The following is a 21,334-nucleotide window of genomic DNA, read 5'->3' as shown; positions in this document are numbered from 1 at the left end:
GAAGCCATATTGATTTCCAGCCAGCCTGAAAAGGAATTGCGGCTGGCTGGCCAAGATAGAAATTGGAGAATGTATTGAGCCCAACCACTCAAGAAAACCTATAACCCCAACAATCAAAAATAAGTTAGATTTAAAAAATTTTCATATAATCGTCTCTTTTTCTCTTTTATTTACATAACTATTTATATTGCACCAAACATACATCTATATAATTTATAAGTATTTTTATCCTGCCAGGGTAACAATACAAGCCCCCCTTAGGATAACGAGTTGGGAAAAACAGCGTAAAGACAGAGCTCCACACTTAATCGGACTGTTAGATAACTTAAAAGTGCATAATGCTAAACCTGTTTCTGTTTCCAAATTATCCACTACAATTGAAAAACGATGCCTAGTCTTAGTACAGCCTCGTGAGCAAAAAGCAAAAAAGCAAAAAAGCAAAAAAGCAAAAAAGGATTTTTATGATGCACAACAGAACATCTCCTCTCGCCTTCATATTTTCAGCTATTTTGATATTTCATGGTCAGGTGATGGCCCAGGAAAAAAGTCATCCATATTACAACGACTTGAATGACTTCATTTTGCATGAAGGCAAAGGATTTACCTCCATGTCATCCTTCTACTCATCGGGTAGTCAATGGTGCTCCCATCCCTATGTCAGAGTAGTAGTTGAGTACGAAAATAAAGCAACCAGAAAGTCAGTTCTTAACTCCAATCCTGCCACTTACTTACAACAAACCATTATTCCTGCAATTAAGAAAATATGCCCGAAGTTTCCGCATGCAGCCAAGCATAATAGACAGGTTATAGATTTCAGGCTTAGACCTACACAAGGGGGCATTGCTGACGAGCGCATCAACCCTGACCACTTAGGCTTCAAAATCACTGATCAAGGTCATGTCAAACTGATTAAAGACCTAGCTTATAGAAACTGGAGAGATGAACATAAAGGCACTTATAGCTTTGAAGTCGACCATCAAAAAAACCTTATTAAGGCTGAATTTATAAAAGTGATCGAAACGCAAGTCAAAGAAGAAAGCCTTAACGCTAATAAAGCTCATAAGCTCTTGCAGCATGCCCTGCAACGCCGTGACGATTATAAACTTTTCTTTGCCAAGACAGCTAACCCTCTATTCTTTGAAGCACTCAACTTAAATGAGGATGCGATAACGCATATTAAATCGGCGTTGTCTCGTAATAAAAAAGCACTCTCAGCACTTAAAAAGGCCAAATCGATATACAGTGATCTATCAGCCGATAAAGCTAGTTTAGCAAAAGCCAAATCATATATTACAAGCTATAAACACTACAAAGAACAGAATAATACGCTTATGGAAACAGCTTTAGATAAGTTCGAAGCAGGTGACAAAAAATTAAAAGAAGGTCATCAAGAAGTATTGAGACAGAGAGCACAATAATATGAACTTTTTTTTCAAGCCTATTATTCAGCAATAACACGCCTATGATTTCTATCACCCGAACAGACTATGCATTTGTAACCCTTGATGCATCTATTCATGAATGGGATACAATAAAAGCAATTGTCCGATACTGCGCTAACAATTATCGTGACACTGAATTACTGTATTGTATACCTGGCCCAGAAGAACACCGACAAGATAAAATTACGTCATTAAGTGAAATAATGGAGGAGGTCTGGGGGCTTCCCCCCATTAAATTGGTCTATAAAAATGATCTATTTCTGATTGCAAACTGTATTACAAGCACAGAGGGTAAACCGCTCTCTTATGTTAATAATGAGCTACATGAAAATTTAGCGAAGCAAATTACCGACTTGAGCGTTTATGATATCTTCGATGACAGCAATGTCCGTGATGAACAGTGGATGCTATGGGAGTTTGAGCGATCAATCCATAATACAAAAGCATGGATTATAAAGCTTCATGCCAAGCAAATAGATAAAGCTGGGCAGCCCTATGCACAACACCCTTTACGCGTTCATACGCAATTACAAAAGATGTTTCCTGAAGCAAGCGAAGATATCCATCACGCAGCCCTGTTACATGACGTATTGGAAGACTGTGATATTACTGCGCAGGATTTACGCGAACGCGGTTATTCTGAGCATACAATTCAAATCGTTGAGGCAGTAACAAAGCGACCAAATGACGGACTAACCTACAAGCAACGCATCAAACAGCTAGCCACTACAGGTCCAATCGGCGCAATCCAAGTGAAACTATGTGACCTACTCGACAATACAGATCCTAAGCGACTTAGAGCCCTCCCACCTGAAAAAGCAGCATCTCTTTCTAAGCGCTATTCAAGCGCGATTGAAATATTACAATCGCGCTTAACGCATTTGGATTAGCAGCATAAGTTGATAACACTACTGAAATAAGCACAGATAAGGCATTATCCATGAAAAAATCAGGTCATCTTGCATACTTATTAGTTACCCTTATCGCAATCACTTGGGGGCAGCTTGCCATGGCTGAAAAGCCCTTAAATACATCCGCAAACTTACCAACAACATCAACAGGCCTAACATTTGAGGTGGATCCAGAGGTTATCAAAGCAAAGGCTCGCGAAGGGCAGTTTTTACCGATTCCTATGCTAAAAACACCGATTGCCTATAAGACTTTTTTAAAAATGTACGCTGAACACCTTAAAAAGAAAAAAGGGGGTATTCATATCGCGGTTATTGTTGATGCCAACAACAAAAGCTGGCCTAACAAAGAAACCACAATGCACATTAACAATGTCTATAACTTCGCCAAACAAGCCATGACAGGCAACAAAACAGCACAGCAACGGGGCTATGCTGAATTATACGGTGCAAGAATCAACAAAATCATACCCGTTGTGTATGAGCCTAAAAACCAAAAATCAGTTTCAAAAAAAATGGCCAATGGTCAATATGAAACTAAAAATGTGCCTATTGCTCTCAATGACATCATCCTATTAGTCAATGATTACCGAGCTGCCGAAAAGGGCAATGGAGCCTTTATAAATACCATTGATGAATTAAAAATCAGCCTTGAAACCTTTTTGAAAGATGGTCGTTACATGATATCTAAAGCGCAATATTTAGAAGAACTACGAATTCGCATTGATGAATTAGATACTGATCTGGAAGAATTATATAAACATAGAAAAGAACTAAAAACGTTAAAAGAACTACTGCCCCATATCAATGAGCACTAAGCTCTGAAAATCAAACCGATGCCCTTTTTAATTCAATACCCTGTCGGCTTCATCCTTACAACCATAAAAAAGGGCCACAGAATATCTCAGAAAAACAGAAAGGCACAGTTAAAGGCTAACAGTGCCTAAATTTTCCTTTGTCTCACCGCCTCAAACAAGCAGATACCTGTCGCTACAGATACGTTTAAGCTACTCACTTCGCCCGCCATAGGGATTTTAACCAGTTGATCGCAATGAGCGCGGGTTAAACGGCGTATACCTTGCCCTTCTGCGCCCATAATCAATGCCATAGGGCCCGTTAGATTAGCGGTGTAAACATCTAGATCGGTTTCGCCCGCAGTGCCTGTTGTCCAGATGCCACGCTGCTGTAGGCTTTTTAACGTTCTGGCTAGATTAGTGACCAACACGTATGGAACCACTTCTGCAGCGCCACAGGCGACCTTTGATGCAGTTGCATTGAGGGGAGCTGATTTATCTTTGGGTGCGATCACCGCATGAACACCCGCCGCATCGGCAGTTCGTAAGCACGCGCCTAGGTTATGAGGGTCTGTTACGCCGTCGAGTACTAACAGAAACGCGGGCTCATCTAAATTATCGAGTAGTTGCTCAAGGTACTTTTCAGTCCGGGTTGGAATCGGTTTACAAAAAGCCACAACGCCTTGATGTACGCCTCCCTCAACCAGCTCTTCAAGTTCACGCTTGCTGACTTGCTCAACTTGAATTTTATGACTCATGGCCGTTTCAAATAGGCTATGCATCCGCTCGTCATTACGACCTTTTAAGATAAGAATGCGCTGTACACGTTTAGGATCTCGTTTTAAAACAGTATTGATCGCGTGGATACCAAAGAGGTGTTCATACTGCATGTTTAACGCTCCCCTACCCAATCGCCCGCTTGTTCTTTTACCAAGACAGCCAAGAGGTCTATAAAACTGGCCTGCGCATTCAATGCAGGAATGTAATCATATTGTTCGCCGCCCGCTTCAAGAAACACATCACGGTTTTCTATCGCGATCTCTTCTAGGGTTTCAAGGCAATCAGCGGAAAAAGCAGGACAGGTAATATGTAATTTTTTAATGCCATTCTCAGGCAAGGTCTCAAGGGTTTTATCAGTATAAGGTTGCATCCATTCAGCAGGGCCAAAGCGCGACTGGAAAGTTGTAATCCACTCATTATCCGATAGCCCCATCTTAGCTGCGAGCAGTTTTGAGGTTTCATGGCACTGTGCAGGATATGGATCCCCTTTATCTGCATATTCTTTAGGAATACCGTGATAGGAGAGCATTAATTTATCTGCCGTGCCGTTTTGATCTTTAAACTGCTGTATGTGGTTCGCCAACGCACTGATATAAGTAGGATGGCTGTAATAGGAATTAACAATACGAATATCAAGCACACAACGCTGTTTTAACTGGTACTTAGCTACTTGATCATAGATAGGTGCTGTCGTTGTCGCTGAGTATTGCGGGTACATAGGCACGATGAGGGTTTTTTTATAACCGCTTTCGGACAGTTTTTCTAATCGCGCTGTTAGGTTAGGCAAACCATAGGTCATGGCTGCAAATACATCGGGAGCCGTGTCACCATAGTTCTTTTGCAGTAAGAGATGTAGCTCAGCCACCTGCTTATCTAGAATTTTTCGCATAGGGGAATCATCTTCCCAAATACTGGCATAAGCTTTAGCAACTTTTTTTGGCCGGAGATTAAGGATTATGCCATTTAACACACTTAGCCAAAGCAGACGGCGTAGGCCTTTTCCTTCAACAACACGCCGATCAGATAAAAATTCTTTTAAATAACGTCGTACCGCACTAGGTTCCGCTTTATCCGGTGTGCCTAAGTTAACTAAAACGATGGCTGTTTTTTCAGATTGACTCATTCAGCAATATTCCTTCTACTTTGACCCGTGATTATCCCCAAACTATACGTAAAAGCCTATAGAAACGATCATTTGGACATAAAAAAACCGCACCCTTTCAGGTACGGCTTTTAAATGACTCAAGATTCGGGGATTAGACGTTAGCTAAACCTTCAAATACTTTGTCACGAATATCATCAACACTACCTACACCTGCCACATATACATACGCAGGTGCAGTTGCAGCGTCGGTGTCACCCCAACCTTTGTAGTAATTAATCAGTGGTGCAGTTTGATCATGGTAAACGTTTAGACGATCACGAACGGTCTCTTCTGCATCATCAGCACGCTGAACAAGATCTTCACCTGTCACATCATCTTTACCCTCCACTTTTGGTGGATTGAAGATGACATGGTAAGTACGACCAGAACCTGGGTGTACGCGACGGCCCGCCATGCGTTTAACGATCTCTTCGTCAGCAACGTCGATCTCGACAACCGCATCTATCTTAACACCCGCATCTTTCAATGCATCAGCTTGAGGAAGTGTACGTGGGAAACCATCAAACAAAAAACCTTTTGCACAGTCGGCTTCAGCAATACGTTCTTTAACCAGACCGATGATAATATCATCAGATACAAGCTGGCCTGCATCCATGACTTCTTTGGCCTTCACGCCCAGTGGGGTACCCGCTTTTACTGCAGCGCGCAACATATCACCTGTAGAGATCTGTGGAATGCTATATTTCTCTGTGATGTATTGTGCCTGAGTACCTTTACCTGCGCCTGGTGCGCCCAGAAGGATAATACGCATACAGGAAACTCCTAACTTAAAAGTTTAAAAAAATAGAAAAATGGTTATGTTCTCGACCAATAGAAGCTATCGAAAACAAAAAATTTGTTGCTGTAAAAACGCTGGTTACGGACAATACCACGCCTCAAATGTCGAACAATTCGACATTAGCACTACCAACCCTAAACTAAAGTCCGGAAAACGAACAATCGTTGAAAAAATAAACAGCGTTTTGGCCGCATCGTTATGCGTGCGGCCGACTACTTTACCTTATTAACCCGTGTTACGCATCCCCGCTGAAATGCCAGCCATTGTTACCATTAACGCTTGTTCAAGACGTTGATCCGGTTCATTACGGTCACGGTTCAATAATTCCGCTTGTAAAAAATGCAGTGGATCGATGTATGGGTTACGCACATCAATGGATTGTCTAATCACCGGATTGCCCTGTAATAGGTAATCTTGCTCTTTAATGGTGTTAATCAAAGCAACAATATTAAGTAACCGGCTACGTAAGCTAGAACCTAGTGTACATAGCTCTTGGGATACTAAACGCTTATCGTAGTAGGCAGTAATATTGGTATCGCTTTTCGCCAGCACCATTTCAAGCATGTCGATGGTCGAACGAAAGAACGGCCACTGTTGGTACATCTGTTTGACCAATCCAGCACTACTACCGTTTAAGGCCTCACCTAACGCGGTATCGCTACCTAACCATGCCGGTAGCATCAAACGAATCTGCGTCCAAGCAAAGATCCATGGGATGGCACGTAAACTCTCAACCCCTCCATCTTGACGACGCTTAGCCGGTCTTGATCCTAACGGAAGTTTAGCCAGTTCCTGCTCCGGTGTTGCGGCACGGAAATAAGGCACGAAACTAGGGTCATCACGCACAATAGCGCGATAATCCGTTAGGCCTTTTTTCGCCATACTCTCCATCTGTACTCGCCACGATTCTTCAGGGCCTGGCGCAGGAGTAAGCGTTGCTTCTAGGACTGCCCCTGTGCATAACTCTAAATTACGCACCGCTAAATCAGGCATACCGTATTTAAAGCGGATCATTTCACCCTGCTCAGTTAAGCGCAAGCTATGATCAACAGACCCCGGCGGCTGTGCCAATATGGCCGTATGGCTTGGACCACCACCACGACCGACGGTGCCACCTCGACCGTGGAACAAGGTCAGATGTACATCATGCTCTTTGCATAGCAGAGTTAACGCTTCTTGAGCCTTAAACTGTCCCCATGCGGCCGCCAGCTGCCCCGCGTCTTTAGACGAATCCGAATAACCGATCATCACCTCTTGATGACCTTCCGTATAAGCCTTATACCAATCCACTTTGAGCAGTGCATCGATACAATCTCGCGCACTTTCTAGATCATCTAAGGTTTCAAAGAGCGGCACAACACGCATATTGTGGCTGATTCCCATCTCCCGTAACAGTAAGATCACCGCTAATACATCGGAGGGTGTACTTGCCATAGAAATAACATAAGAACCCAATGCGCTAGGTTCGGCCTGAGCAACCACTTGGCACGTGTCGATTACCTCTTGTACCTCAGCAGAAGGCGCCCAGTCTTTAGGAAATAGTGGACGACGGCTTTGCAGCTCTTTTAGCAGAAAGTTTTGACGCCCCTCTTCACTCCAACCGTTATAGGAGCCTAAGCCATAAAATTGAGCAAGCTCTTCAAATACTTGTGCATGACGATCTGAACTCTGGCGAATATCTAATTTAACCAGTGTTAAACCAAAACAGGCGATACGACGAATAATGTCTTCTAACGCGCTCTCAGCGATGACGCCCATTCCACACTCTTGCAGGGAGCGGTAGCAAAGCATAAGAGGCTCAAGCAACTCCTCGTCGTGAACAAAAACATCACAATCACTTTTGATGTCACCGTTAAGCTGTCTCGCGACCCAGTTTTTAGTAGATGCTAGCTTTTCACGTACTTCACTTAACAGCTTGCGATACGGCTCGGCGCAGTCACCGACACGATCACGTAACTCTTTGTTGGCACGGTACATAGAGAGCTCAGCGCGTAAGACATCAATATCGTTAAGGTAGAGATCGGCCGCCATCCAACGAGATAAGAGTAGGACCTCTTCCGTTACTTTAGCGGTCACATTGGGGTTGCCATCACGATCGCCACCCATCCATGAGGCAAAACGTATAGGCGAACAATTGAGCGGAAGCCTTTCACCTAAGGTTTCATTTAGCTGAGAATCAAGACGCCGTAAAAATTTAGGTACGGCGGTCCAAAGGGAGTTTTCTATAACAGCAAAACCCCATTTAGCTTCATCTACGGGTGTGGGGCGCAGTTTTCTAATCTCATCGGTATGCCAAATTTGGCGTATAAGCTCATCAAGGCGATGTTGCGCGCCTTCATCGCCACGATCTAAGCGACGTAGACATTCAGTAATATCATCATATTTTTGGATCAGGGTTCGACGGTTTACTTCTGTTGGATGGGCCGTAAGTACCAAATCAATCTGCATTTGACTGAAGGCGTCTGATACCTGCTGTGGTGAAAAACCTTTCTGACGCAGCTGAGCAAATAAAGTACATAGAGAATCGGGTGTACACACATCTGTTTCCTCAAGATGACGACGTACCCGGTGGTGTTCTTCTGCAATATTGGCTAAATTCAAAAACTGAGTAAAGGCCCGAGACAACGGTAAAACATCATCTTCACTTAGTTCTTTTAACGCCTTAAGCAGCTCTTCATGTTCAGATTCTGCTGTATTACGTCCAGCCTTTGCTAATTGACGGACGGTTTCTATTTTCTCAAATAATTCATCACCTAAGTGAGCCTTGATTGTATCACCTAAGCTAGCACCTAACATTCGAACATTATCACGTAAAGCTTCGTGCAGATCGGTCATATACCCCTCCTGACGCAGAAAAATAGCATCTGATTAACTCGATGCTACCCCATTAAAAAGAATAAAAACACTGGCTTTTCATATGATTAATCTTATATAAAAGAATGGTTGTCTAGATTGGAGGCAGTAGGGTAAGCGTGCTTAGCTATAAGAACGAACGGATTTTTTGAGTTGTTTCTTTGCAGTCCATTCATCTGCGTATGCAATCTCTTTACTCGGTTGCTTATCCCCAACAAAATACAGTACGAGTCGGTAGTTTTGATCAACTTCAGTCCCGTTATCGTAGATCACCTCTAGCTTTTCTACTGCGGAAAAAGCAATGATCTCGTAATTTTTTGGATCAACAACGGCAACCTCTTGGCGATTGAGGTCTAATAAAAGCCTCGGCGATCCTTTAAAATCTTCACTAACTGTAAAGCCCGTAGCTTGGAGCTGTTTAAGCTGCTGATCTGTTTTGTTCCAGTTCCAATAACCTAAGCCAGCAATAATCACTAAAGCGATGACAAACCATTGGAACGATGTCACCGACTAAAGTCCCTTAGCCTTAGCTTGATCCCAGAACTGATCAAGCTCATCAAGCGAAAACTCTGACCAAGCTTTACCTGACTTAAGTACGTTATCTTCAACAAAGCCAAAACGGCGCTCAAACTTTTGGTTAGTACCGCGCACAGCATCTTCTGGGTTAACGCCTAAATGCCGCGCCAAATTGACTTGGGCAAAAAGAACATCCCCCATCTCATCGGCCACATCCGCTTGGTTTCCCAATTGGATAGCTTCACGTAACTCAGCGATTTCTTCTTCGATTTTATCGAGCACTAATTCAGCATCATTCCAATCAAAACCGACTTGAGAAGCACGTTTTTGCAATTTAACCGCACGACTCAAACTGGGTAAGGCTTTAGGCACATCATCTAAAACTCGGCTAACACCTTTTGCTTCTTTACCCTCCCGTTCTTGCTGCTTTATACGCTCCCAGTTTTGCTTAATTTCGTCGTCAGTCAACGTTCGCTCAGCAGGGGGAGAGTGTAATGTACCATCAGGAAAAACATGAGGGTGACGACGAACTAGCTTAGCTACCAGATTTGACACGATAGTGGAGAAATCAAAACGCTCAGTTTCGGCACCTAACTGAGCATAAAAGATCACTTGAAACAGCAGATCACCTAACTCGTCATTTAGATGGGACCAATCTTTACGCTCGATAGCGTCCGCTACTTCATAGGCCTCTTAGAGTGTATGGGGCACAATAGAAGCGAAGTCCTGCTTAAGATCCCAAGGACAACCGCCGTCAGGATCTCGCAGCCGCGACATGAGATAGATAAGATCATCAATTGTATAAGTCTGTGACATCTATTAAAGCCTTATCTAAAAATTTACTCATCCAAATTAACGTATAATACCGCTACGCTGACGATAAACTTCCATCACATTCGGTATCTGATTAACTTTATCCATAACGCGTCCAAGCAGATCTAAACTCGATATTTCAACGGTTAACGTTAATCTAGCCATATTTTCACGTTTATCTGATAGTGTATTTGCAGCAACAATATTCACATTTTCAGCGGCCATAATCAGCATCACATCACGTAACAAGCCGGGACGATCGAAGGCTTCAATAAAAATATCAACGGGATAGGTTGTCTCACCCGAGACGCCCCAATCTACTTCGATAATTCTTTCCGGCTCTTTTTCCTGTAATTGAATAAAGTTACTGCAATCTTCGCGGTGCACAGAAATTCCACGCCCTTGCGTAATGTAACCGGCAATTTGATCACCTAAAACCGGAGTACAGCAACTTGCCATCGTCGACAACAAGTTACCAACACCGCTAACTTTGATCCCTTCCGGGCTCACTTCGTCTTCGTGGTGTGATGATAATGCCAGATCTAACTGCTCATCGACGTCCTCGTCGAGTACTTGACTTTGTGCCGAGTTAATAATTTGAGAAAGCCTTAGATCACCGGCCCCTAAAGCCGCGTACATATCCTCGATGGTTTTGTAATTAACCTCAGCGCAAATTTCAGTCAGGTTAAGGTCATCAAGATCGATCGCCAAACGTTTGAACTCTTTAACCACCATTGCGCGGCCGGCATCAGCATTTTGCTCTTTTGCTTGAAACTTGAACCAATGCGCCACTTTTGCCCGCGCTCGTGGAGTCGTGACAAAACCAAGGTTCATATTTAACCAATCGCGACGCGGGCGCTCCTCACTTCCGGTCATGATTTCAACTTGGTCACCCGTTTGTAAACGCCTATTTAACGGCACTATGCGACCATTAACTTTAGCGCCACGGCAGCGGTGACCAATTTCAGTATGTACGCGGTACGCAAAATCTATAGGTGTCGCCCCTTTAGGCATATCAATCACATGACCATCGGGAGTAAAGATATATAAGCGATCTTGCACTACATCGCCGCGCAACATCTCACCAAAGCCTTCACTTTCACCTAGATCATCATGCCATTCCAGAACCTGACGCAACCAAGCAATTTTATCTTCATATGCATCGCTATTGGTTTTGGTGTCTGTACCTTTATAGAGATGATGCGCACAGACGCCCAACTCGGCCTCTTCATGCATATCAAAGGTACGTATTTGAATCTCTAGCACTTTGCCATCTAAGCCAAAAACAGCCGTATGTAATGAACGATAGCCATTAGGTTTAGGGGATGCGATGTAATCATCAAACTCATGGGGTATGTTGCGCCATAAGCTATGAACAATCCCAAGCGCTGCGTAGCAGTCACGGCTTTCTGGAACTAAAATCCTAACAGCGCGAACATCGTAAACTTGGCTAAATTCAATATTCTTACGCTGCATTTTACGCCAAATACTATAAATATGTTTAGCTCGACCGTTAACCTCGCCATCAATATCGGCGTTCTCAAGCTCGCTTTCTAGGCGCACAACAATTTGATCTATATATTCTTGACGATCTAAACGTTTCTCATCTAATAAGTTGGCAATATGTTTGTAATCATTCGGTTTTAGGTAGCGAAACGAAAGGTCTTCTAGCTCCCATTTAATATGGCCTATACCTAAGCGATGAGCCAAAGGCGCATAAATATCAAAAACCTCACGAGCAACAAGATAACGTTTCCGACGAGAGCCATTTTTAACGCCTCGAATAGCACAAGTACGCTCTGCAATTTTAATGAGGGCAACCCGCACATCATCAATCATTGCGACTAACATTTTGCGCAGGTTATCCATCTGGGTAGTGTCACTACCTAGAACATTGTCATCAATACGCGGATTTTTACGGCTACCAATCGCCGCCATCTGAAGGACGCCCATGATTAACTGGGCTATAGGCTTACCAAACTGCTTCCGTACACGCTCCATAGGAAGCTTACGTTCACGAACGGCACGATAGAGAATTGCAGCAATTAGGGATTCTTGATTCTGATGAAGATCAGCAAGAATTTGTGCCATCTCCAGACCGGTTCGAAAGCAACCTTCCGTTTGTTCAGCCCAAGCATCTTCTACTTCATCGGTACTTTTCTGTGCCTTTTTGGCCATTTCACAGGCACGACGAACGACATCGATGTCATCAATATCTGTTAAATCTTGAAGCTGTTCTAACCATAACTCTATATCAACGGACCCATCATCTCTAATGGGTTGATCTTGGCGAACTTTAACCATGATGAACCTGCGCCATAAAAACTGCTACTCCCAAAAATTAAGCCGCATCTTTTATTATTTTAATTAGACAAGAAAATATGGGCTCTTCCCTGTTATTCAACCCTTATCCTGTGGTCGGCCATTCTATTCTTTATGAGCTCAAAGCGCGAATTTGTTTCCCGCTCTATATCAAAAACAAACATTAAGCAGAATGTATACCCAGATATACAATACTTACAAAAAAAGCCCCTTAGGGCTTTTGAAGTTAGATATTTTATCTGAGGATAACTAATTAAAGACTCCAGTTGATAGATAACGGTCACCTCTATCACAAATAATACAGACGATCACCGCATTCTCGACCTCTTGAGCCAAACGTAAAGCCCCAGCTACCGACCCACCAGAAGAGACCCCACAGAAAATCCCTTCCTTCTGCGCTAGTGCTCGCATAGTATCCTCCGCTTCGTTTTGATCAATATCCAACACAAGATCAACACGACTTTCATCAAAAATTTTAGGTAAATACTCTTGAGGCCAACGTCGAATACCGGGTATCTGAGCGCCGTCACTAGGCTGAAGACCCACCACTTGAACCGCTTCATTTTGCTCTTTTAAGAAGCGTGATGTGCCCATAATCGTGCCTGTAGTACCCATAGAGCTAACAAAATGAGTGACGGTTCCCTGGGTTTGCTGCCAAATTTCAGGACCTGTACCTTGATAATGCGCTTCAGGATTATCCATATTGGAAAACTGATCGAGTACGATCCCTTCACCTCTCGCTTGCATAGCTAAAGCAAGATCTCTGGCGCCTTCCATCCCCGCCTCTTTTGAGACTGGGATTAACTCTGCCCCATAGGCTGTCATTGATGCTTTACGCTCGGCACTTGAGTTGTCCGGCATAATCAGCTTCATCTTATAGCCCTTGATCGCAGCGGCCATAGCTAAAGCGATACCAGTATTACCTGAAGTTGCTTCGATTAACGTATCACCAGGCTTAATCTGTCCGCGTGTTTCTGCGTGCTGAATCATACTTAAAGCGGGGCGATCTTTTACAGAGCCTGCCGGATTATTTCCCTCTAGCTTGCACAGAATCACATTACCCCGACCTTGACCAATACGCTGTAAACGCACCAACGGGGTCTGACCAATATAATCTTCAATAGTAGGGAACTGAGCTTGCATAAATTAATCACCCATCAAACATAAAAAAGGCATAAGAAACTATTTTCTTATGCCTTATAAGAAGACCTGAAATTCTACCGATGGTTCCATTAAAGCTCAAGAAATCACTTTGATATTTCAGAGCTTCAACAACGTACTCACCTTAACCTCAAACAAGTACCGTCATAATTTTAATTTCACCTTCTAATGTCCGATGAACAGGGCAACGGTCAGCAATTTCAAGTAAGCGTTGACGCTGTTCATCCAACAGATCACCTGTCAATGTAATTTGGCGCACAAATTGATCGACCTTCCCCTTCTCTTGTTCACAACTAGAACAATCTTGTGCATGAATTTTACTGTGGCTCACATCTACTTGAACGTGATCTAAAGGGATCTTCTTTTGTCGTGCGTACATTCGAATTGTCATAGATGTACAAGCTCCCAAACCGGCTGCTACCAATTGGTAAGGGCTTGGACCTAGATAATTACCACCATAACTTTCAGGTTCATCAGCTATTAAATGATGCCCCTCAACACTAATATCTTGGGTAAAACTACTAGGATCTGCTTCGCTAACACGCGTAACCCCCTCTGGGGCATTCATAAGTTTTGGCAATAAAGCCACATCTATATAGCGTTGTACCCATGCCGATATTAATTCAGCAGCATATTCTGCATCTTCAGGGCGTGAAAGCAGATGGTCGGCATTATCTAAAGTAACGAAGCTTTTAGGGTGTTTGGCCATTTTAAATAACCTAGCCGCATTTTCTAAATCGACAGTTTCGTCTAAAGGAGCATGCATAACCAACAAGGCCTTTTTAAGATGACCTACACTCTCCTCTAACGAAGTACCCGAAATATCATCTACAAAAGAACGCTTAATAGTAAAAGCACGCCCCCCAAGACTGACCTCCGCCTGACCTTCAGAACAAATATCACTCACATGATGACTGAAATTATGCAACACATGATCAGGCTCAGCAGGAGCACCAATAGTCACGACAGCTTTCGCCTCAGGTATACCTTTTGCTGCAGTTAGTATTGCAGCCCCTCCTAATGAGTGACCAATCAGTAACTGCGGTGCTTCATACTTTTCACGTAAAAAATTAACCGCTGCCAATAAATCCTCTACATTTGAGCTAAATCCTGTATTAGCAAATTCACCCTCGGAATGCCCTAATCCAGTAAAATCAAAACGTAAAACGGCAATACCTAGAGATGCTAAACGCTGAGCAATCCTACGTGCGGCGGGTATATCCTTAGAGCAGGTAAAACAATGAGCAAAAAGAGCGTACGCAGCGGGCTTTCCAACAGGTAGATCCAACCTCGCCGCTAACGTAGAACCATCATGCCCAACAAACTCTAAGCGCTCAGTTTTCATCTTTAATCTCTCCGCATGACGTATTTAGAAGTGGTGTGACCCCGTTCGTACTTAAATTCAGTATCAACTAATAGGTTATTTTCGGCTATTTATAAATAACTATAGATAAAATAGAGCGGCTTTATAACAACAAAATATTCAAAAACCTGAAGATATAAAGCCGATCCTCATAAAGATAGGCGACTAATATTGGAAGGGAACGTTTAATGTAAGGACAAGTCCAAATCGAGTTTCACAAACTGCGCTAACGGCAGCGGTTTAGAAAAATAATACCCTTGCCCAAGTTGACACTGGTGCGCCAACAACAAGTTAAGATGTGTTTCATCTTCGACACCTTCAGCAACAACATCAATTGCTAATTCCCGTGCTAACGCGATAATCGATGCAAGAATTTTGATACTAACATTTCCCTCTTTTGCGCTTGCGATAAAGGAACGATCAATTTTTAAGATATCGACAGGCAATAAGCGTAAGTAGCTTAATGAGGAGTAACCCGTACCAAAGTCATCTAAGGACAAAACCACATCCAGTTTTTTTAATTCATACAAGATTTTAACGGCGGTCTCAGTGTCCGTGATAACCGCCGTTTCGGTTATCTCTATTTCTAATTGCGCCGGATTAATGCCTGAAGACTCTAAATTGCTTTTTAAGTGAGGTAAAAAACTATCGTCATATAACTGAATCGCCGATACGTTGATAGACAGTGATAAGTCTTTAAACTCAGTATTTTGCCAATCCTTTAGTTGCTGGATTGCAGTTTCAATAACCCACTGACCTATAGGAATGATTTGCTTCGTATCTTCAGCAACAGGAATAAAGTTGTCAGGTGTAACAAGAGTGCCATCCGCTTTAATCCAACGAATTAGGGCTTCTGCCGCGCAGATTTTATTCGCTAACAGGTCCACTTTAGGTTGGAAATATAATCGAAATTCACCGTGTTTAATCGCAAAATCAAGATTATTTTTTAATTCAAAATAGTGTTCTACTTTCTCATTCAACTCATTAGAGAAAAATGATATTTGATTTTTACCTAAATCTTTAGCGTTATACATCGCTATGTCGGCATTTTTAATCAGCTCTTGCTCATCCTCGGCATCATCAGGGTAATTAGCAATCCCTATACTGGCCCCCACTTTAAATTCAGTGTTATTAATAACAATCGGTTCATTAAGCGCTTCTATAAGCCCTTTTGCGATGAATGCAGATTCTTCTGAATCAGTAATGCCATTCACAATCACCGTAAATTCATCACCACCGATCCTCGCTAAAAAATCCGCTCTGCGTAATCTAAGCCGGAACCGTTTAGCGGCCTCAATCAGTACATTATCCCCCGCAGCATGACCTAACGCATCATTAATATGCTTAAAGTTATCAAGGTCAATAAAGATCAAGGACAGTTTACGTCCCTGCCGTTGTGCCAAATTCAGGTTTAACGCTAACTCCTCTTCAAAATATTGCCGATTGGGCTGGCCTGTTAGCACATCATGGAATGCAAGCTTTTGTAGTTTTGCTTCTGCATTTTTACGTTCTGAAATATCCTGAAACACAAACACTAACTCAGATACGCCGTTAGGACTTTCTAAACTCTGCGCGGCCTCGTCAACCGCACTGACAGTTAACCACACAGGAACGACGCACGAGTCATAAGAACAAAAACTCGCCTCCCCCTGCCAAGCTTCATGTGCCCCCTCTGCAAAAACAGGGGAAAATGTATTAAACGCTTCAGGGAAAAAAGCCTGAATATTTTTTCCTACCACATCCACAGAGCCTGGCTTGAGCATATTCAAAAAAGCGTTATTAAATTCGTAAATATCGCCTTTATGATCGGTATAGACAATCGCCTCACTCATACTTGCAAATGTTTTATGGGCCAATTCTAGCTTGCGCATAGGTTTTAAAAGTGAGCGCTTAATCATATAAAAAAGAACAAACACAAAGAAAATAGATACAATTCCGATCTGAACTAATTCAACGATCAATGCGTCTTTTTGATGTTGTTTAAACGCCGTTGTATCAATAAAGAGCTCGACTTTCCCTAAGGTCATAGTGTCAAAACTAATAGGAAATGAGCGACGAAAATCCGCATACTCAATTAATTTTTTTCGCTGCTTCAAATCATATGAAAAGACCTGCCCTTGCCTATCTTTCCACTTTCCCATATAGATATGACCGAACTGACCATATACCACAACACCCACCACATACTCCCCTAACAGCTCAGAGTCGAGTACACCTGATGCGAACTCTTGAGAAAAAGAGCGCTCCACCGATTTGCTATAAATTGACCATATGGAAGGTTTTACTGCAGAGGTTATTCTGTTTGAAGTTTGAAACACTAACGAATCAAGGTTGGCGTCAAATGCCTTTTCTGACAGATAGAAGCGAACTGCCCCAAAAACAGACATGATCATGACAGTACTTAATACTAGCGCCGTGATTAAACGGTAATTAAAAATAGTCAACATTGGCTATTCATACGGCCCAAAATATTGATAGTAATAATCAAACTCCTGCTTAAATTTTTGCTTACTTTCAATTAAGCGACGAGAGAAATCATCTTTTTGTTTATATTGCGCTGTTAACGCCGTTGCTGCTACACGCCAACGTTCAATATCACTAGGGCTCCATTTTTGCAGCGTCATACCATGATCCTCTAAGATCGTTAATGCTGCAATATCATTTACCTTAGCTTTCAACGTTGTTGTTAAGGCATACGATTTTATTGCCGACTCTAAAATCGTCTGCAAATCTTTAGGCAACGCATCATAGGCTTCTTTGTTAATCAAAAAATCGGCTAAAACAGAAGGCTGCCAGATAGCGGGAACAATCCCGTAAGGACTAACCTCCATCAAACCTAAATCAATAATACCGGTCGATGTTGTCCACTCCACCGCATCAATGTGACCCGATACCAATGATAGTTTAATCTCTTCAGGTACGAGTGGAATAGCCATACTTTGCGATGCCTCTACTAAGACCTCACTCGGAAAGCCTGGGCCTATACGTACCTTTTTTCCATGTAGGTCGTCTAAACCAGCTATAGGTTCATTAGAGACCAAGCCAAATTCCATACCGGCCCACCACGCAGGACGCCATAAAACGCCTTGAGGAATAGAAAGTTCATTGGCCAGCTCGATCCCCCCTTTTTCATAAAAGAACATCATTGATGCATCAATGTTCATAAAATCAAACGGCCCCGAATTCATAACAGCCCATGCAGGGTGTTGTGCCGACCACCAATTTGGCCAGCCATTCCCCATTTGAATGCGATTTTCACTTACCGCTGTATAAATATCCGAACCATGTGCCAATTCACCTGCGGGATGGGGCGTTATAATCAGCCGCCCTGCGCTCATCGCTTCAATACTTTTTACAAAGTTTTGTATTTCAAGATAACTCGTGGTTGTGGCAACCGCTTGTGACTGTATATCCCAACGATAAACCTCCGGCTCACTCTGATCCGTACATCCAGAGATAAAAAGAAAAAAGGCAAACGTAAAAACAACACGACCAGAGTTCATTTAAAATTCACTTTGTAAATAAAAAAATTTATTTCCTGATAAACATCAAAAAGATAATTCAAGTATATGGTTGATATAAGTATAGATAAAGACATAAATTATTAAGGGCGATTACATTGAACGGCTGACATATTAGTGCGTAAATGAAAGCGTTTAGCTAACACGGGGGCTGGATTTGAACCAACGACCTTCGCCTGGTCTTACATGAGCTGAGCCCGACGAGCTACCAGCTACATCTTTTAAAAATCATAATACCCAAACGAAAAAAATCCGACTTAGTATTCACTAAATCGGCTTTCTCTAATCTGGTAGCGGGGGCTGGATTTGAACCAACGACCTTCGCCTGGTCTTACATGAGCTGAGCCCGACGAGCTACCGAGCTACATCTTTTAAAAACCATAAACTCCAGACGCAAAAAAGCCGACTTAGTATTCACTAAATCGGCTTTCTCTAATCTGGTACGGGGACTGGACTTGAACCAACGACCTTCGCCTGGTCTTACATGAGCTGAGCCCGACGAGCTACCAGCTACATCTTTTAAAAATCATAATACCAAAACGAAAAAAAGCCGACTTAGAATTAACTAAATCGGCTTTCTCTAATCTGGTAGCGGGGGCTGGTTGCCAACGCTGTCTAAGCTGCTGGTCAATGCCCTTGATATTGCCTCTAAGCCACATATCAGCGCGTTACTATCTAGCTTAGAGGGAGCCCACGCTTCACAGGGCGCGGAGTATAACGGCGAAAGCCCCATTTTGACAAGTGGAGGGGCTTAAAATGGTCGATAAAACGCCAAAAACCAAATATCCCCCTCCATTCTCCATGAGATTTACCGAGGAAGAACGCAAAGCACTTGAGACGGCTGCGGCTGGCAGACCGCTCGCAGCTTACATTCGCTGGCTGATCTTCAAAGAAGATATGCCCGAAATGCCCAAAAAGCGCACGCGTGGCGAAACTGCTGATATTGATCAAAAGGCCATTGCTAAGCTCATTGGGGCGCTAGGCCAATCTCGTATTAGCGCCAATATCAACCAACTCGCCAAGGCGGCTAATTCTGGTTCTCTCCCCGTCAATCATGACGTTGTGGAATCGCTCAATGAGTCTGTTACGGCCATTCAGTGGATGCGCGATACGCTGATTAAGGCATTAGGGTTAAAACCTCAAAGCCAGCCTGCAAAGGAGGATGACAATGATCCTCAAGGGTAATCAACGTGCTGGCGGTCGCCAAATGGCGCTTCACCTGCTCAACGGGGAGCAAAATGAGCACGTCAATGTGCATGAGGTGAGCGGCTTTATGGCGCAAGATGTTCTTGGCGCATTGAATGAAGCCTATGCGCTATCCAAGGGAACCAAGTGTAAGCAATTCATGTATTCCATGAGCCTTAACCCGCCACAGGATGAAAAGGTCGATATTGAGACCTTTGAAAAAACGCTGGAGCGCGTGGAGCAAAAGCTGGGGCTTGAAGGTCAGCCCCGTGTGGTGGTCTTCCATGAAAAGGAAGGCCGCCGCCATGCGCACTGCGTTTGGAGCCGCATCAATACGGACGAAATGAAGGCGGTCAATATCTCGCACCCAAAACTTAAGCTCAATGATATTTCAAAATCCCTATATCTGGAACATGGCTGGAAGCTGCCTGAAGGCTTCAAAGACAAAACCAAGAAAAACCCACTGAACTTCACCCGCGCCGAATGGCAGCAAGCGCAACGCATTGGGCGTAAAGCCTCGGTTATAAAAAGTGAGCTTCAGGAATGCTGGGCAATATCCGACACCAAAACCAGTTTCGAGCATGCGCTTCGTGAAAAAGGCTATTTTTTAGCCGAAGGCGATAAGCGCGGTTTTGTGGCGCTAGATGTCTATGGCGAGGTGTACTCACTCACGCGCCAACTAGGGCAAAAAGCCAAAGCCTTAGAGGCTCGCCTTGGCAATTCCAACGAACTACCTTCAGTGCAAGAAGTGAAAAACGGGATACAAGGCCAGCTTTCAAAACTGTTTGATTCATACAAAGACGAATTGCGCAGCATACACAATGAAAAGCTCAAACCCTTGCTTACTGACAAGGCCAGAATGACCAGCGAACACCGCTCGGTTCGTGCCAGCCTTAAGGAATACCAGCAAAAACGCTGGCAGTCTGAAGAACTGAAACGATCCGCGAGAATTCGCAAAGGCTTCAAGGGCATTTGGGACAAGCTCAACGGGCGCTACTGGAAAACCAGAAAAGCTAATGAGCAAGAGGCGTGGCAAGCGCATCTGCGCGACCGTAAACAACAAGAAGAACTCATACAGCAACAACTAACCGAGCGCCAAAACCTGCAAACACAAATTGGCTTAATGCGTGACGCGCAAGAAAAAGAACGGCAAGCCTTAGTGCGTGATCTTTCTCAGGTGGCGAAACATGAGGAAAAATCAAAGCACGCCCAACACTCGAAAGCCAACACTAAAAACCGAGGCACTCAAAACCAAAGCATCACAAACCGCCAAAACAAACGTGATGACGACACAGGCTTTGGTTTTGAGCCAGAGATATAAGAAAGGAAACAACATGGCCTGCGATAAATGCGAACATTGTGGAAACCGTTATCACTGGAGCCATGCCTTTTCAAAATTTGGCTACGATGACGGCGACGGCAAAATCGAAACCCCAGAAATTGCCGAGCTACTGGAAGGCGAAGGTTATGAAGTGTGTTTCGGGCGCTGGATGGCGCACAACAAGCTCATTTTTTCGATCAAAAAAGACGGCATGGAATTCATGCCGCTCAATAGTTCTGAAATTCGGATCGGCTATGACGATCCAACAATTTACTTGCCTGAAGATATTCAGGCGATATTAAGCAGCAAAATGCCATTTACTGGCGTTTTTCCTTATTAAAAAGCCCTTATTAGCGCAGCCTCAATTTGAGAGCGAGCATTGCCGCCAAGCCCCAAGCTTGGCGGCGCATTT

Annotated in this window: 18 protein-coding genes; 6 read left to right on the top strand and 12 right to left on the bottom strand. The window is 43.4% G+C overall.

The genetic code is table 11. The features are described 5' to 3' along the window. Positions 1 to 410: 410 nt before the first annotated feature. The 3 genes from ACOQOE_RS05230 to ACOQOE_RS05220 all read left to right on the top strand — a co-directional run bounded on the left by ACOQOE_RS05230 (position 411) and on the right by ACOQOE_RS05220 (position 3,168). A complete protein-coding gene (locus ACOQOE_RS05230) occupies positions 411 to 1,418 on the top strand; it encodes a hypothetical protein (RefSeq protein ID WP_420555090.1) in 1,008 nt (335 codons plus the stop codon). Positions 1,419 to 1,462: 44 nt separating this feature from the next. Further along, positions 1,463 to 2,332: an HD domain-containing protein gene (locus ACOQOE_RS05225; protein WP_420555089.1), complete on the top strand. Its 870-nt coding sequence runs from the start codon at positions 1,463 to 1,465 to the stop codon at positions 2,330 to 2,332. 119 nt (positions 2,333 to 2,451) lie between these two features. Then, on the top strand, positions 2,452 to 3,168 hold the full coding sequence (locus ACOQOE_RS05220) for a hypothetical protein (protein WP_420555088.1): 717 nt from the start codon (positions 2,452 to 2,454) through the stop codon (positions 3,166 to 3,168). Positions 3,169 to 3,293: 125 nt separating this feature from the next. On the opposite strand, the gene rlmB is transcribed toward ACOQOE_RS05220, so the two are convergent. The 12 genes from rlmB to dctP form a co-directional block, all read right to left on the bottom strand. Continuing rightward, positions 3,294 to 4,034, bottom strand: coding sequence for a 23S rRNA (guanosine(2251)-2'-O)-methyltransferase RlmB (gene rlmB / locus ACOQOE_RS05215; RefSeq protein WP_420555087.1), 741 nt, complete (start codon positions 4,032 to 4,034; stop codon positions 3,294 to 3,296). A gap of 2 nt (positions 4,035 to 4,036) precedes the next feature. Next, positions 4,037 to 5,047, bottom strand: a complete 1,011-nt coding sequence (hemH, locus tag ACOQOE_RS05210) for a ferrochelatase (RefSeq protein WP_420555086.1) — start codon at positions 5,045 to 5,047, stop codon at positions 4,037 to 4,039. A gap of 133 nt (positions 5,048 to 5,180) precedes the next feature. Further along, positions 5,181 to 5,840 carry an adenylate kinase gene (adk, locus tag ACOQOE_RS05205; protein ID WP_067862175.1) on the bottom strand — a complete coding sequence of 220 codons (660 nt, stop codon included), beginning with the start codon at positions 5,838 to 5,840 and terminating at the stop codon, positions 5,181 to 5,183. 252 nt (positions 5,841 to 6,092) lie between these two features. Then, positions 6,093 to 8,702: a phosphoenolpyruvate carboxylase gene (gene ppc / locus ACOQOE_RS05200; RefSeq protein ID WP_420555085.1), complete on the bottom strand. Its 2,610-nt coding sequence runs from the start codon at positions 8,700 to 8,702 to the stop codon at positions 6,093 to 6,095. Positions 8,703 to 8,843: 141 nt separating this feature from the next. Further along, on the bottom strand, positions 8,844 to 9,227 hold the full coding sequence (locus tag ACOQOE_RS05195; protein ID WP_420555084.1) for a hypothetical protein: 384 nt from the start codon (positions 9,225 to 9,227) through the stop codon (positions 8,844 to 8,846). 3 nt (positions 9,228 to 9,230) lie between these two features. Beyond that, positions 9,231 to 9,905, bottom strand: coding sequence for a nucleoside triphosphate pyrophosphohydrolase (gene mazG / locus ACOQOE_RS05190; protein WP_420555461.1), 675 nt, complete (start codon positions 9,903 to 9,905; stop codon positions 9,231 to 9,233). Between the two features lie 24 nt (positions 9,906 to 9,929). After that, the gene (locus ACOQOE_RS05185; protein WP_420555083.1) at positions 9,930 to 10,052 is read right to left on the bottom strand and encodes a hypothetical protein; all 123 of its coding nucleotides are present in this window, start codon (positions 10,050 to 10,052) and stop codon (positions 9,930 to 9,932) included. A gap of 36 nt (positions 10,053 to 10,088) precedes the next feature. Beyond that, the gene (gene relA / locus ACOQOE_RS05180; RefSeq protein WP_420555082.1) at positions 10,089 to 12,353 is read right to left on the bottom strand and encodes a GTP diphosphokinase; all 2,265 of its coding nucleotides are present in this window, start codon (positions 12,351 to 12,353) and stop codon (positions 10,089 to 10,091) included. Positions 12,354 to 12,620: 267 nt separating this feature from the next. Continuing rightward, a complete protein-coding gene (cysM, locus tag ACOQOE_RS05175; RefSeq protein ID WP_067862185.1) occupies positions 12,621 to 13,514 on the bottom strand; it encodes a cysteine synthase CysM in 894 nt (297 codons plus the stop codon). Between the two features lie 148 nt (positions 13,515 to 13,662). Then, entirely contained in the window at positions 13,663 to 14,877 is a 1,215-nt protein-coding gene (locus ACOQOE_RS05170) for an alpha/beta fold hydrolase (RefSeq protein WP_420555081.1), read from the bottom strand. A gap of 203 nt (positions 14,878 to 15,080) precedes the next feature. Further along, positions 15,081 to 17,342, bottom strand: coding sequence for a putative bifunctional diguanylate cyclase/phosphodiesterase (locus ACOQOE_RS05165; protein WP_420555080.1), 2,262 nt, complete (start codon positions 17,340 to 17,342; stop codon positions 15,081 to 15,083). A 3-nt stretch (positions 17,343 to 17,345) separates the two neighbouring features. Then, positions 17,346 to 18,398 carry a TRAP transporter substrate-binding protein DctP gene (gene dctP, locus ACOQOE_RS05160; protein ID WP_067862191.1) on the bottom strand — a complete coding sequence of 351 codons (1,053 nt, stop codon included), beginning with the start codon at positions 18,396 to 18,398 and terminating at the stop codon, positions 17,346 to 17,348. Between the two features lie 774 nt (positions 18,399 to 19,172). Here dctP and mobC point away from each other — a divergent pair. Genes mobC through ACOQOE_RS05145 form a run of 3 tightly spaced genes read left to right on the top strand, consistent with a single transcriptional unit; the run spans position 19,173 to position 21,262 of the window. After that, entirely contained in the window at positions 19,173 to 19,601 is a 429-nt protein-coding gene (mobC, locus tag ACOQOE_RS05155; RefSeq protein ID WP_420555079.1) for a plasmid mobilization relaxosome protein MobC, read from the top strand. Further along, entirely contained in the window at positions 19,585 to 20,922 is a 1,338-nt protein-coding gene (locus tag ACOQOE_RS05150; RefSeq protein ID WP_420555078.1) for a relaxase/mobilization nuclease domain-containing protein, read from the top strand. Before mobC ends, ACOQOE_RS05150 begins: the two co-directional genes overlap by 17 nt. Before the next feature lie 13 nt (positions 20,923 to 20,935). After that, positions 20,936 to 21,262, top strand: coding sequence for a hypothetical protein (locus tag ACOQOE_RS05145; RefSeq protein ID WP_420555077.1), 327 nt, complete (start codon positions 20,936 to 20,938; stop codon positions 21,260 to 21,262). The last annotated feature ends 72 nt before the right edge of the window (positions 21,263 to 21,334 follow it).

Source organism: Neptuniibacter marinus (genome assembly GCF_965223595.1).
Lineage (GTDB): Bacteria > Pseudomonadota > Gammaproteobacteria > Pseudomonadales > Balneatricaceae > Neptuniibacter > Neptuniibacter marinus.
Note: the sequence above shows the minus strand (reverse complement) of the source record. Positions and strands in the feature narration are given on the sequence as shown.